Here is a 12,992-nt window from a genome sequence, read left to right as displayed (position 1 = left end):
TTTTGGTTGCTTTGTGGATATGCACCCGAAATAGGATGCGGATGAGGGCTTACATGAAGCCCAGTTCCAGTCGCGCCTCGTCGGACATCATTTCCATGCCCCAGGGCGGCTCCCATGTCAGTTCGACATTCACCTGCTTTACGCCCGCGACTGGCTCGATCGCTTCGACCAACCAGCCGGGCATGTCACCTGCAACGGGGCAGCCGGGGGCGGTCAGGGTCATGATCAGGTCGACTTCGTTCTGGTCGTTGATCTCGATCGTGTAGACAAGGCCAAGATCGAAGATGTTCACAGGGATTTCCGGGTCATAGACCGTACGGCAGGCTTCGACCACCGCGTCATAAAGCGGGTGCTCTACGCTGGACGGTTTGATCAGGGGTTCCCCTTCGATCCGGGTGTCGGCTGTATCGGTCATGCTGGTCTCGCTCTAATCCTGAGCGAACATATAGGGTTCTCGTGTCGCGAGGTCCAGAGGGGCAATGACGGACAGGGAGAAATGAAGACGAAAACTGTGGTCTAGCCCCGGAAATACCGCACCACAATTACAGCTTTATATTGACGAAGTGGGGGCCAAATTTCGCCATAGTTGCAGGTCACCTTCGCGTGGAGGGCTCCGATGGGGGCATGCCCATTTTGGGTGAGGGGATCGATAAGGGGTGCGTGGCGCTATGACCACGGAGATGGAAGGCTTCCCGGAGCGGGGGGGCACTAAAGACAGGATTGCTCAGCTGTCCGATGCAGCGCAAATGGTTCAGGATTTCACCTATGACTTTGCCACGCATCTGGATCCGATCACCATGACAGAACTGATGGTGACCAGCCGTCGGTTAGAGAGGCTGGCGCAGCGCTTGGCTGAGGATCCTGCGATTGTGGCTGCCCTTGCAACTGAGACTGCCGAGAAAACGCCACCTAAGGGGTGAGCCAATCTGACAATAGCCCTTGGCTTTCGGGCCGTGTTGGGCCACATCTCGGCCATGACTGATCAAAGCACGACAAAGTTCTCGTACACACTGAACGCGACCGATGGGCGCGCGCGTACAGGTGTCATCCACACACCGCGTGGTGACATTCGTACGCCCGCCTTCATGCCCGTGGGGACCGCGGCCACTGTAAAGGCGATGATGCCCGAAAGCGTTGCCGCGACCGGCGCGGATATTCTGCTGGGCAATACCTATCACCTGATGCTGCGCCCGACTGCGGAACGGATCGACCGGTTGGGGGGGCTGCACAAGTTCATGAATTGGGACAAGCCGATCCTGACCGATAGTGGCGGGTTTCAGGTTATGTCACTGGCGAGCCTGCGAAAACTGACCGAAAAGGGCGTGACCTTCAAATCCCACATCGACGGGTCGAAGCACGAACTGACGCCGGAGCGCTCGATGGAGATCCAGAAGCTTCTGGGCTCGGACATCGTGATGTGCTTTGACGAATGCCCCGCGCTGCCTGCCGACCGCAAGCGGATTGCTGAAAGTATGCGGCTGTCGATGCGCTGGGCGCAACGCTCGCGCGATGCGTTTGGGGATCGCCCGGGGTATGCGCTGTTTGGCATCATGCAGGGCGGGCTCGAGGCCGATCTGCGCGAGGAATCAGCTAAGGCGCTGCGGGACATCGAGTTCGACGGCTACGCCATTGGTGGTCTGGCCGTGGGCGAGGGGCAGGAGGCGATGTTTGACTGTCTCGACTATGCGCCCGGATACCTTCCCGAAGACAAGCCGCGTTACCTGATGGGCGTGGGCAAGCCCGATGACATCGTGGGGGCCGTGAAGCGCGGTGTGGACATGATGGATTGCGTGCTGCCGTCCCGCTCGGGCCGCACCGGTCAGGTCTGGACGCGCATGGGCGTCTTGAACATCAAGAACGCGCGCCATCAGGATGATCCGCGCCCGATTGATGAAAACTGCACCTGCCCGGCCTGCGCGAAGTACTCGCGTGCGTATCTGCATCATGTGTTCCGTTCGAACGAGATGATTTCGGGTATGCTGCTGACGTGGCATAACCTGCATTACTTCCAAGAGATCATGCAGGGCATGCGCGATGCGATTTCCGAAGGGCGCTTTGACGCGTGGGAGGCCGATTTCCACGCAAATCGTGCGCAGGGGGATATCGATCCGCTTTAAGGGGCGCTGCCCCTCTGCGCTGCGCGCATTCACCCTGGGATATTTTTGACAAGAAAAAGCGTGGGTTGGTATTGAGGGGTATGGCAGAGCTTCTGATCATATGGCACTCGCGCACCGGCGGGTCGCGGCAGATGGCCGAGGCGGCGTTTGATGCAGCCCGTGACGAGGGGGCGGCACGTATTCTGACGGCGGAGGAGGCCGGACCCGATGACCTGCTGGGTGCGGCGGGGTATCTGTTCTGCGCGCCGGAAAACCTCGCCAGCCTGTCTGGTCAAATGAAAGAGTTCTTTGATCGCTGCTATTACCCTGTTTTGGGGCAGATCGCGGGACGCCCCTATGCCCAGATGATCTGTGCGGGATCGGACGGGGAAGGGGCTGCACGTCAATTGGCCCGGATTGCCACCGGCTGGCGTCTGCGCGAGGTTCAGCCGCCCTTGATCATTTGCACCCATGCTCAAACGCCCGAAGCCATTCTGGCCCCGAAACAGCTGGATGCGGAGGCTTTGGCGCCCTGTCGCGAGCTTGGGGCGGCGCTGTCCGCAGGTCTTGCGCTGGGCGTCTTTTAAATCAGGCCTGAAATTCCTGTGGATAATTCGGGCACCTGCCTTGTGGATCGCGAAATTGCTGGTCACAATGGTGTCAAACGCTCGCCGAGCGCGGTTGAAAACCCCAAACCGCATCCCCATTTCGGCGTGACAGGCCTATTAACCAAGGCTGAATTCCAGGAGGACGTGTGATCTGCCGAATATCGGGGACACGCTGACTGCCCAACCATAAGGAAGATCCATGAGTGAGCAACTGAGCCAATCCTTCCCGGTCCTGCCGCTGCGCGACATTGTGGTGTTCCCGCATATGATCGTGCCGCTGTTCGTAGGACGCGAGAAAAGCGTACGTGCGCTGGAAGAGGTCATGGCGGATGATAAGCAGATCCTGCTGTCCAGCCAGATCGACCCTTCCGTGGACGAACCGGACGTGGACGGCATCTATCAGGTCGGTGTGCTGGCCAATGTGCTGCAGCTCTTGAAACTGCCCGATGGCACCGTGAAGGTGCTGGTCGAAGGGCAGTCGCGTGTGCGCATCACCGACTATGTCGATAATGCCGATTACTTCGAGGCGTTTGCCGAAGTGATCGACGAACGTCCGGGCGACCCGAACGAGATCGAAGCGCTGCTGCGCTCGGTCGGGGAAGAGTTCGAGCGTTACGCCAAGATCAAGAAAAACATTCCTGAAGAAGCGCTTGCCGCCGTGTCCGAGACGCGCGCGCCCGACAAGCTGGCAGACCTTGTCGCCGGTCATCTGGGTGTCGAGGTTGAACAGAAACAAGAGCTTCTGGAAACCTTCACCGTGTCCGAGCGGCTGGAGAAGGTCTTTGGCCTGATGCAGGGCGAAATGTCCGTGCTGCGGGTCGAGAAAAAGATCAAAACCCGCGTGAAATCGCAGATGGAGCGCACCCAGCGCGAGTATTATCTGAATGAGCAGATGAAGGCCATTCAGAAGGAACTCGGCGACGGCGAGGAAGGCCAGAACGAACTGGCCGAGCTGGAAGAAAAGATCGAGGAAACAAAGCTTTCCAAGGAAGCCCGCGAAAAGGCGGATGCCGAGCTGAAAAAGCTGCGCAACATGTCGCCCATGTCCGCCGAAGCCACCGTTGTGCGCAACTATCTGGACTGGATGCTGGGTCTGCCTTGGGGCAAGAAAAGCCGCGTGAAAAAAGACCTGAACAATGCCCAGAAAGTGCTCGACGCTGATCACTATGGGCTTGAGAAGGTCAAGGAACGTATCGTTGAATATCTTGCTGTTCAGCAGCGCTCGAAGAAGCTGAAAGGCCCGATCATGTGCCTTGTTGGCCCTCCGGGCGTGGGTAAAACCAGCTTGGGCAAGTCGGTCGCCAAGGCCACGGGGCGCGAGTTCATTCGCATCTCGCTGGGTGGCGTGCGTGACGAAAGCGAAATTCGTGGTCACCGCCGGACTTACATTGGCTCGATGCCCGGTAAGATCATCCAGGCGCTGAAGAAGGCAAAAACCACGAACCCGCTGATCTTGCTCGATGAAATCGACAAGATGGGGCAGGATTTCCGTGGCGATCCGGCATCTGCAATGCTGGAAGTTCTGGACCCGGAACAGAACTCGACTTTCGTCGACCACTATCTTGAAGTGGAATACGACCTGTCGGACGTGATGTTCCTGACCACTGCGAACTCCTACAACATGCCGGGCCCGCTTCTGGACCGGATGGAGATCATTTCGCTGGCTGGTTACACCGAAGACGAAAAGCGCGAGATCGCCTCGCGTCACCTGCTGCCCCAGACCATCAAGGATCACGGGCTGAAGAAGGGTGAGTTTGCGGTGCCGGAAAGCACTTTGACCGACATCATCCGCTACTACACCCGTGAAGCAGGCGTGCGGAACCTGAAGCGTGAACTGGCAAAGCTTGCGCGGAAAGCCGTGACCAAGCTGGTGAAGAAAGAGGTCGAGACCGTCGAGGTCACGCCCGAGTTGCTGGACGACTATCTGGGCGTGCGCAAGCACCGCTTTGGTCTGGCTGAAGAGGCTGATCAGGTCGGCGTTGTCACGGGGCTGGCCTGGACCAGCGTTGGCGGCGATCTGCTGTCGATCGAGGCGCTGCGCCTGCCCGGTAAAGGTCGGATGAAGACCACCGGGAAACTGGGCGACGTGATGAAGGAATCGATTGATGCGGCCAGCTCCTATGTCCGCTCGATTGCGCCGGAGATCGGAGTAAAACCGCCCCAGTTCGAAAAATGGGACATCCACGTGCACGTGCCGGAAGGTGCGACGCCCAAGGATGGTCCGTCGGCCGGTCTGGCCATGGTCACGTCCATCGTGTCTGTCCTGACGGGCATTCCGGTGAAGAAAGACATCGCCATGACAGGTGAGGTCACACTGCGCGGCAATGCGCTGGCCATCGGCGGCTTGAAAGAAAAGCTGCTGGCCGCGCTGCGCGGGGGCATCAAGACCGTGCTGATCCCGGCAGAGAGCGAAAAGGATCTGCGCGAGATCCCGGACAACGTGAAAGAGGGGCTGACCATCATCCCCGTCAGCCATGTGTCCGAGGTTCTGAAACACGCTTTGGTGCGCAAACCTGAAGCCGTCGAATGGGACGAAGCCGCGGAAGAGGCCGCCGCCAAGGCACTGGCCAAGGACGCGGGCGGATCGGGTGCCGTGGCACACTGATCCAGATCGGATCGGCAAAATCATGGGGCGCGGCAGTCATCTGTCGCGCCCTTTTTCTGTCAGCGGTTAATTGGCTTCATTCTGCCTCTTGCACCCTCCGCACGGCGGCGCTAAATAGCGTCCAGTCGGGTGATTAGCTCAGTTGGTAGAGCGCTTCGTTTACACCGAAGATGTCGGGAGTTCGAGTCTCTCATCACCCACCAATCTCCTTTGATTACAAAGCATTGGCCCTCTTTAGGGAGTGTTCCCCGTACGCATGCTCCGTTGCTTGAGATAGGCTTTCAGGCGCTGCTTGTATCGCGTCGAATTTCGTCCGATCAATCCGTGCACACCCCGGATCGCACCTGCCGAGAGATCATCTTCGATAAAGGTCTGGACAATATCGTGGATGACGCCAGTGCCTTCCATATGCTTTAGCGCCGTGTGTCCGCCGAAGGGAAGGGCGACGGGCTGAAGGTCAGGATGCAGGGCGCGGATATGGTCTGCGTGCAGGCGATCTTGTGGCGCTTGTCGTGGGTCATAGGCAATGATGCCCTGAAGCCGGTGCCCGTCGTTTAAGGGCTCAAGCTGATCCAAGGCGGGATCCAGACTGGCCGCTTCGTGCCGATAGGCCATTTCATATGGCGCTTTCGCAGGCATGATTGAATATTGCGGGGACAGCAGCAGAACCCGGCGAAGGCGAAGGGCATTGGCAAACAGCAACGCCCCGTATCCCCCCATCGAGAACCCGACCGAGCAGCTTTCCTTGCCCTGACACAGTTCTGTCAGAAAACCGCGCAACCGGTCGGTATCTTGATTCAGAAACCAGTCATTTTGGGCCGTCTGAATGTAGATATGCCCATAGCCGTGGTTCAGGGCGGTCTTTGACGGAGTGTAGTCGGGGAACGAGTTCCTTTCGCGCCGCCAATGGTCAAACGAGACGAACAGTTTGGGCCGCTCGACCGAGCTTCCGATGACCCGAAGCGATGCACCGTCAAAAAGTAGTTCGCTCAAATCGGGCCCCATTATACTCAGTCGCTATAGGTCTTTAAAACGCGCATCGCGTCATTTGGGACAATCTAGGGCGCAGCGGGTCCCCGGTTCAAGTCCAAGCGCGTGGGAAACATAGGGCAATTGTATTCAGCGGTTCGGCGAATTCTGCTTTCCCCTGCGCAGGTTTTCCGTTTCACTTCCTCAGTCACGCAATAGGAGGGACGCATGTCAGATCACGGCTATGCAGGCGGTCGGTTGAACCTGCCATTTGTTGGAATCGCAACCTTTGGCAAGAAGCCCTATGTCGAAAACTGGGATCAGATTGACGCCGATGTGGCCGTCTTGGGCGCCCCGTTTGATTTCGGCTGTCAGTACCGGTCCGGTGCACGGTTCGGCCCGCGCGCAGTGCGCGAAGCCTCGACCCTGTTCAGCTTCGGTCATGCGGGGGCCTATGATCACGAAGATGACGCGACCTATTTGGGTGGCGACGTGCGGATCGTGGATCTGGGGGACGCTGATATCGTTCACACCATGACCGACAAGAGCCACGCCAATATCGAATATGGCGTGAAGAAAATTCTGGATGCAGGGGCGCTGCCCGTGACCATCGGAGGCGATCACTCGATCAACATCCCATGCATTCGCGCTTTTGAAGAAGACTGTGCCGAAAATGGCCCCATCCATGTGGTCCAAATCGACGCCCATCTGGATTTTGTGGACGAGCGCCACGGCGTGACCGAAGGTCACGGCAACCCGATGCGCCGCGCGATCGAGAAGGATTATGTCTCGGGCATGACGCAGCTGGGGATTCGCAACGTCTCGTCCACGGCAAAGGAAGGCTATGACGATGCGCGGGCGCGGGGCTCGGACATTCTGTCGGTGCGTCAGGTGCGCAAGCTGGGGACGGACGGTGTGTTGGAGCGCATCCCTGAAGGGGCGCGCTACTATGTGACCATTGATATTGACGCGTTCTGCCCGTCTATCGCGCCGGGGACAGGCACGCCCAGCCACGGGGGCTTTGCCTATTACGATGTGCTTGAGATCCTACAGGGGCTCAGCAAGCGCGGGGACGTGGTCGGCATTGATCTGGTCGAGGTCGCCCCAGCCTATGACCCTTCTGAGAGCACACAGATTCTGGCAGCACAGCTTTTGCTGAATTTCCTGGGCTTCATCTTTCACAACAAGAAAGCCGGATAAGGTCTTATCCCCCGCCGGCCGAAAACCGGTGGGGGGACATGCCAAACGTCTCGCGGAACCGTTTCGAGAAATAGGCCGCAGAATCATAGCCGCATGCGATGGCCACATCGACGACTGCCATGTCGGTCTCCGCCAGCAGGATGCGGGCGCGTTGCAGGCGCAGATCCTGCAGGTATTTCTTCGGCGTCGTGTTCAGATGATGGCGGAACAGCCGCTCCATCTGGCGACGCGAAATGCCGAGTTCTTCGGTAACAATGTCCAGATTGACGCTGTCCTCTAAGTTATCTTCAAAATACGCCAGGACCCGCACCAGCTTGTCGTTGCGCACGCCAATGGTTGCCGAGGTCGAGCTTTGCTGGCGGTCGGTCTCGGACCGCTGGACGGTGTGCAGACACATGTTCAGAACCGCCTGCGCCAGAACGGGCCCATGCGTGTCATAGATCAGTCGTAAGAACAGGTCCGTTGCCGCCGCACCACCACCGCAAGTCAGTACGCGGTTGTCGATGGTGTAAAGCTGCTCGACCGGATCAAGGTCCGGGAAATGTTCGCGAAAGGGGGCGATGTTTTCCCAATGCAGGGTGAACTTATGTCCGCCCAGAATGCCAGCCTTCGCCAGCGTATAGGCTCCGGTACAAAGCGACCCGACCGTGCGCCCCAGCCGCCATTGCAGCCGCACCCAGTCCGAGACCTTCGTCGACACGGATTTTTCGGGCTGCACGCCTGAGCACACGAAAATGCGGCTGTTGGCAGGCGTCTCGCCGATGGGGCGGTCAATGCCGATCTCGATCCCGTTCGAACAGCGCACATTTTGGCCGTCTGCCGACATGGTGGTCCAACGATAGAGGATGTGCCCCGTCAACTGGTTGGCAATGCGCAATGGCTCGATGGCCGAGGTGAACGCGAGCATCGACAGGTTGTCTAGAAGCACGAACACAATGGTTTCGGGCTCGGTCGGGGGGGAGACAGCGACATGGGCAACGCCCTTGGGGACGACGGGTTCTTGCATGGCAAACCTGATAGCTAATGGAAGCAGTCTAGCGCGCTTTCCCATGCACACAAAGTAACTCAGCGTCCAGTTTTAATGCGTCCGCGTCAGAAATTGAAAAAAGTGGATTTCACCTCTTGCCAAGCCCCGGCGAATAGCGATATGTCGCGTCCCACGGCGGGTGATTAGCTCAGTTGGTAGAGCGCTTCGTTTACACCGAAGATGTCGGGAGTTCGAGTCTCTCATCACCCACCATTTACTCCCCTTCAGTATCGTGCATGATCCCTGCATGGGATCTTTCTATCCGGAAATCTTCGTTATTCGCCACGGGCAAACCGTGTGGAATGCGGCTGGGCGTCATCAGGGACGATTGGATTCGCCGCTGACCGCAAAAGGGCGGCGTCAGGCGATTGCGATGGCGGGCATGTTGCGGCGTGAGATCGGGGATAGGACGGACGTGACGGTGTTTAGTTCGCCCCAGGGGCGGTCATTGAACACGGCGCGCATCGCGACCGCTTGGACCGGCGCCAGTATCGTACAGGACGCACGTCTTGCCGAGATTGCATTTGGCGCGTGGGAGGGGAAAACCATGGCCCAAGTTCGCGCCGGCTGGCCGACCTTGGCGACCCTTGCTGAACAGGACATGGTCAGTTGGCATTTCAACGCACCTGGCGGCGAGACATTGCTGGATCTCGAAGCGCGTACGGAAAGCTTTCTGCACACATTAGAGACGCCCGCAGTGATTTTCACCCATGGCATCCTGTCGCGTGTGTTGCGCGCCCGCTGGTTGGGGGTGGATGAAGATGGAATGATGGATTTGCCGGGCGGGCAGGGGATCATTTTCCACCTTCACCCCGACCTCGGACATCGCGTCATCGAAAAATAATTCGAAATCTGCAAAAGGCTGCTTGACGCCTCCGGCGGGTGGGCCTAGAACGCCCAAACAGTCGCAAGACTGGCAGTGAGCGGTTGTAGCTCAGTTGGTTAGAGTACCGGCCTGTCACGCCGGGGGTCGCGGGTTCGAGCCCCGTCAACCGCGCCACCACTGCCCGAAAGAAGCCCCGCCCTTGGCGGGGTTTTTTCGTTTCAGGAGTGGCGAAACGCGTGCGCATCTTGCATTGAAATTTTTCCTCAGAAACAGCATTTTTCCCCATTGACCCCCCGCGGACCTCGGGCTATTCCCACCGCTACGCGCGGTTGTAGCTCAGTTGGTTAGAGTACCGGCCTGTCACGCCGGGGGTCGCGGGTTCGAGCCCCGTCAACCGCGCCACTTCACCACATTTCATCAAGTGCTTGGGCCTGTTAAGGCGGGTGAACCCGTGTGGTGTAACCCTTTGGATCAGGAGACTCTCATGTCCTTCATCGATGAAATGCCATTCTCTTTGATCTTGATTGCCTGCCTGACATTGGGGCTGGCCCCCTTCGCGCCACCGCATGTCTGGGAGAAGCTGATGATGCTGGTCTCTGGTGCGCTGGTGAAGCCTGTCGATATCTTCGACCTTCTTCTGCACGGGGTGCCGTGGATCTTGCTGATTCTGAAACTGGCGCGCCTGAAACAGGCATGAAAAAACCCCGGAGCGCGGCTGCGTCCGGGGCTTTGGTGGCTTTTGCGACTTAACTGGGTTTAAGCCAGTTCCGCCAAGATTCGCGCCCAGCTGCGGATGCCCTTGTGGAAACTCTCTAGGTCATATTTCTCGTTCGGCGAGTGGATCTTGTCGTCATCATTGGCAAATCCCACCAGCATGCTTTCCATGCCGAGGATTGATTTGAAATAGCCCGCGATCGGGATAGATCCGCCCATGCCCGCAAAGACCGCGTCGCGATTCCATTCGTCCGACAGGCCTTTCTGGGCCGCAGCGAACTCGGGGCGGGTGATGTCCATCACGGCCGCGGGCGAGCCTTCCAGATCGTTGTCCCAAATCACCTTCATATCTTGCTTCAGCTGCGCCTCGACATGCGCACGCACGCGGTTACGCAGTTTGTCGGGGTCCATATCGCCCACCAAGCGGCAGGTGATCTTGCAGTGTGCCTCGGACGGAATCACGGTTTTCGAGCCAACGCCGTTATAACCACCCCAGATCCCGTTCACCTCCAGCGTCGGGCGTGCCCATTGTTGTTCAAGGCAGGACCGATCCTTTTCGCCGTGGCTCTGCGTGTAGCCCGCATTGTCCAGATAGGCCTTCTGATCGAAGCCCGAATTCTCCCACGCGTCCAGCTGCTCGGCAGGGGTGTCATGGACGCCCTCATAGAAGCCTTCGACCGCGACCTTGCCGGTCTCGTCGTCATAGAAGCTGGCAATGATGCGGGACATTTCACGCAGCGGGTTCAGGCCCGGTCCGCCATAGTGGCCCGAGTGCAGATCCAGCGACGGCCCGACCAGCGTGAATTCATCCTTCAGCATGCCGCGCAGCTGGCTGGCGATGGAGGGCACGCCGGGGCTGACCATGGATGTGTCACAGATCAGCGCGATATCGGCGGTCAGTTCGTCGCGATTCTGCTCCATGAAAGGTACCAGCGAGGGCGAGCCTGATTCCTCTTCCCCCTCAAGGAAGATGGTCAGTTTCGCAGGTAGCGATCCATGCACCTCTTTCCAGGCGCGGCAGGCCTCGATGAAGGTCATCAACTGACCCTTGTCGTCCGATGCCCCACGGGCGCGGATGATCTTGCCGTTGGGGGTGTCTTCGACAAATGGCGCGAACGGGTCATGATCCCACTTGTCCAGCGGATCGACGGGCTGCACATCATAGTGGCCATAGAACAGCAGGTGGCGATCCCCATCGCCGCCATGTCCCACGACCATCGGATGGCCGGGGGTGTCGCGTCTATCCGCCTGAAAACCAATCGTTTTCAGATCATTCGCCAGCCAATTCGCGGCGGTGATACAATGGTCTGCAAAGGCGGGATCGGTGGAAATCGACTGGATGCGCAGAAGCTCCATTAAACGATCGAGAGCATCGGGAAGGTCCGCATCAATGCGGTCCAGAACTTGGTCAAGCGACATATCGTGTCTCCGGTAACGGGAAGTTTGCGCCGAGCCTATCACTGCCATTGCCACTGTCCAGATCCGATCCTGTCCAAAGGTCCCATGGACGAGTTGTCGCGCTCGTGATGAAAATGCTTCCGTTTGAGGTGGATCAATGTAAAACCGCGGTCAGTCCCGGAAAATGGGCAAGCGAACAGGCGCGACATACGTTTTTTTGAATGTGTTTTGCGGGGAAATCCCTGTATAAGCTGCGCAGGGAACTGGATGAAACGGCCCGGGAGGGTAAATTGGACTACGAAAACAAGCTGGACGAGGCGCTGTCGCGCCTGCATGAGGAAGGGCGCTACCGCACCTTCATCGAGATTGAACGCCGCAAAGGGCAGTTCCCTCATGCGACTTGGACCAAGCCTGATGGCAGCGAAATGCCGGTCACCGTATGGTGCGGCAACGACTATCTGGGCATGGGCCAGCATCCAGTTGTTCTTGAAGCCATGCACGAAGCGATCGACGCCACCGGCGCCGGGTCGGGCGGCACACGCAACATTTCGGGCACCACGGTTTACCACAAACGGCTTGAGGCCGAGCTGGCAGACCTGCACCGCAAGGAAGCCGCGCTGGTCTTTACCTCGGCTTACATCGCCAATGACGCGACCCTGTCGACGCTGCCGAAGCTGTTTCCCGGTCTGATCATCTATTCGGACGCGCTGAACCACGCCTCGATGATCGAAGGCGTGCGCCGCAATGGGGGTGCCAAGCGCATCTTTCGCCACAACGACGTGGCCCATCTGCGCGAGCTTCTGGAAGCCGATGATCCCGCCGCCCCGAAACTGATCGCCTTTGAAAGCGTCTATTCGATGGACGGCGATTTCGGCCCGATTGAAGAGATCTGCGATCTGGCAGACGAGTTCGGCGCGCTGACCTATATCGACGAAGTCCACGCTGTTGGCATGTACGGCCCGCGCGGGGCAGGGGTTACCGAGCGTGACAATCTGGCCCATCGGATCGACATCATCAACGGCACGTTGGCGAAAGCCTATGGTGTGATGGGCGGCTATATTGCTGCCTCGGCCAAGATGTGTGACGCGGTGCGTTCCTATGCGCCCGGCTTCATCTTCACGACCTCTCTGCCGCCCTCGGTGGCGGCTGCGGCTGCAGCATCGGTTAAGCATCTGAAGACCGACCAGTCGCTGCGTGACCAGCATCAAACCCAAGCCAAGATCCTGAAGACCCGCCTGAAAGGGATGGGCCTGCCGATCATCGATCACGGCTCGCACATCGTTCCCGTGATCGTTGGCGACCCGGTTCACACCAAGCAGCTGTCCGATATGTTGTTGGAAAACTTCGGTATTTACGTCCAGCCGATCAACTTCCCAACGGTTCCGCGCGGCACAGAACGGCTGCGGTTTACGCCCTCGCCAGTGCACGGTCCGGACGAAATGGACAAGCTGGTGCGCGCCCTGGATAGCCTGTGGTCGCACTGTGAGCTAAATCGTGCCGAACTGTCGGCCTAAGCTGAAAGTTAATATACACAAATTTCCGTGATGTG

The 12,992-nt window shown here is 58.6% G+C and carries 12 protein-coding genes and 4 tRNA genes; 12 read left to right on the top strand and 4 right to left on the bottom strand.

The window, feature by feature from the left end; translation table 11 throughout:
- Positions 1-49: 49 nt before the first annotated feature.
- Positions 50-415 carry an SUF system Fe-S cluster assembly protein gene (locus MWU53_RS06275; RefSeq protein WP_163035471.1) on the bottom strand — a complete coding sequence of 122 codons (366 nt, stop codon included), beginning with the start codon at positions 413-415 and terminating at the stop codon, positions 50-52.
- A 253-nt stretch (positions 416-668) separates the two neighbouring features.
- Between MWU53_RS06275 and MWU53_RS06270 the strand changes: the two genes are divergently transcribed.
- From MWU53_RS06270 to MWU53_RS06250, 5 genes are all read left to right on the top strand, one after another.
- Positions 669-920: a hypothetical protein gene (locus MWU53_RS06270; RefSeq protein WP_247091490.1), complete on the top strand. Its 252-nt coding sequence runs from the start codon at positions 669-671 to the stop codon at positions 918-920.
- 54 nt (positions 921-974) lie between these two features.
- Positions 975-2,117, top strand: coding sequence for a tRNA guanosine(34) transglycosylase Tgt (gene tgt / locus MWU53_RS06265; RefSeq protein WP_247091488.1), 1,143 nt, complete (start codon positions 975-977; stop codon positions 2,115-2,117).
- An 80-nt stretch (positions 2,118-2,197) separates the two neighbouring features.
- Entirely contained in the window at positions 2,198-2,683 is a 486-nt protein-coding gene (locus tag MWU53_RS06260) for an NAD(P)H-dependent oxidoreductase (RefSeq protein ID WP_247091486.1), read from the top strand.
- A 220-nt stretch (positions 2,684-2,903) separates the two neighbouring features.
- On the top strand, positions 2,904-5,309 hold the full coding sequence (gene lon, locus MWU53_RS06255) for an endopeptidase La (RefSeq protein WP_247091484.1): 2,406 nt from the start codon (positions 2,904-2,906) through the stop codon (positions 5,307-5,309).
- Between the two features lie 127 nt (positions 5,310-5,436).
- A tRNA-Val gene (locus MWU53_RS06250) sits at positions 5,437-5,512 on the top strand.
- 31 nt (positions 5,513-5,543) lie between these two features.
- Here MWU53_RS06250 and MWU53_RS06245 read toward each other — a convergent pair.
- Complete coding sequence (locus tag MWU53_RS06245; RefSeq protein ID WP_247091482.1) at positions 5,544-6,302, bottom strand: hypothetical protein; 759 nt, start codon at positions 6,300-6,302, stop codon at positions 5,544-5,546.
- A 204-nt stretch (positions 6,303-6,506) separates the two neighbouring features.
- On the opposite strand from MWU53_RS06245, the gene speB reads away from it, so the two are divergent.
- Positions 6,507-7,478 carry an agmatinase gene (gene speB, locus MWU53_RS06240; RefSeq protein WP_247091479.1) on the top strand — a complete coding sequence of 324 codons (972 nt, stop codon included), beginning with the start codon at positions 6,507-6,509 and terminating at the stop codon, positions 7,476-7,478.
- Between the two features lie 4 nt (positions 7,479-7,482).
- Here speB and MWU53_RS06235 read toward each other — a convergent pair whose 3' ends face one another.
- The gene (locus MWU53_RS06235) at positions 7,483-8,484 is read right to left on the bottom strand and encodes a GlxA family transcriptional regulator (protein WP_247091477.1); all 1,002 of its coding nucleotides are present in this window, start codon (positions 8,482-8,484) and stop codon (positions 7,483-7,485) included.
- A gap of 158 nt (positions 8,485-8,642) precedes the next feature.
- Here MWU53_RS06235 and MWU53_RS06230 point away from each other — a divergent pair.
- The 5 genes from MWU53_RS06230 (at position 8,643) to MWU53_RS06210 (ending at position 10,028) form a co-directional block, all read left to right on the top strand.
- Positions 8,643-8,718 (top strand) — tRNA-Val (locus MWU53_RS06230).
- A 34-nt stretch (positions 8,719-8,752) separates the two neighbouring features.
- Positions 8,753-9,349: a histidine phosphatase family protein gene (locus MWU53_RS06225; protein WP_247091474.1), complete on the top strand. Its 597-nt coding sequence runs from the start codon at positions 8,753-8,755 to the stop codon at positions 9,347-9,349.
- A 79-nt stretch (positions 9,350-9,428) separates the two neighbouring features.
- A tRNA-Asp gene (locus MWU53_RS06220) sits at positions 9,429-9,505 on the top strand.
- Positions 9,506-9,656: 151 nt separating this feature from the next.
- Positions 9,657-9,733: transfer RNA gene (locus MWU53_RS06215), tRNA-Asp, on the top strand.
- 82 nt (positions 9,734-9,815) lie between these two features.
- The gene (locus MWU53_RS06210; RefSeq protein ID WP_247091473.1) at positions 9,816-10,028 is read left to right on the top strand and encodes an RND transporter; all 213 of its coding nucleotides are present in this window, start codon (positions 9,816-9,818) and stop codon (positions 10,026-10,028) included.
- A 59-nt stretch (positions 10,029-10,087) separates the two neighbouring features.
- Here MWU53_RS06210 and MWU53_RS06205 read toward each other — a convergent pair whose 3' ends face one another.
- Positions 10,088-11,464, bottom strand: coding sequence for a M20/M25/M40 family metallo-hydrolase (locus MWU53_RS06205; RefSeq protein WP_247091471.1), 1,377 nt, complete (start codon positions 11,462-11,464; stop codon positions 10,088-10,090).
- 269 nt (positions 11,465-11,733) lie between these two features.
- Between MWU53_RS06205 and hemA the strand changes: the two genes are divergently transcribed.
- On the top strand, positions 11,734-12,957 hold the full coding sequence (gene hemA / locus MWU53_RS06200) for a 5-aminolevulinate synthase (RefSeq protein ID WP_247091470.1): 1,224 nt from the start codon (positions 11,734-11,736) through the stop codon (positions 12,955-12,957).
- Positions 12,958-12,992: the final 35 nt, after the last annotated feature.

This window comes from Aliiroseovarius sp. S1123, from assembly GCF_023015885.1.
GTDB lineage: Bacteria > Pseudomonadota > Alphaproteobacteria > Rhodobacterales > Rhodobacteraceae > Aliiroseovarius.
Note: the sequence above shows the minus strand (reverse complement) of the source record. Positions and strands in the feature narration are given on the sequence as shown.

Excerpts from the sequence above, each read along its gene's own strand:
- MWU53_RS06270 (WP_247091490.1), top strand. The coding sequence starts at position 669 with ATGACCACGGAGATGGAAGGCTTCCCGGAGCGGGGGGGCACTAAAGAC.
- tgt (WP_247091488.1), top strand. The coding sequence starts at position 975 with ATGACTGATCAAAGCACGACAAAGTTCTCGTACACACTGAACGCGACC.
- MWU53_RS06275 (WP_163035471.1), bottom strand. The coding sequence starts at position 415 with ATGACCGATACAGCCGACACCCGGATCGAAGGGGAACCCCTGATCAAA.
- MWU53_RS06260 (WP_247091486.1), top strand. The coding sequence starts at position 2,198 with ATGGCAGAGCTTCTGATCATATGGCACTCGCGCACCGGCGGGTCGCGG.
- speB (WP_247091479.1), top strand. The coding sequence starts at position 6,507 with ATGTCAGATCACGGCTATGCAGGCGGTCGGTTGAACCTGCCATTTGTT.
- MWU53_RS06225 (WP_247091474.1), top strand. The coding sequence starts at position 8,753 with ATGGGATCTTTCTATCCGGAAATCTTCGTTATTCGCCACGGGCAAACC.
- MWU53_RS06235 (WP_247091477.1), bottom strand. The coding sequence starts at position 8,484 with ATGCAAGAACCCGTCGTCCCCAAGGGCGTTGCCCATGTCGCTGTCTCC.
- MWU53_RS06210 (WP_247091473.1), top strand. The coding sequence starts at position 9,816 with ATGTCCTTCATCGATGAAATGCCATTCTCTTTGATCTTGATTGCCTGC.
- MWU53_RS06205 (WP_247091471.1), bottom strand. The coding sequence starts at position 11,464 with ATGTCGCTTGACCAAGTTCTGGACCGCATTGATGCGGACCTTCCCGAT.
- lon (WP_247091484.1), top strand. The coding sequence starts at position 2,904 with ATGAGTGAGCAACTGAGCCAATCCTTCCCGGTCCTGCCGCTGCGCGAC.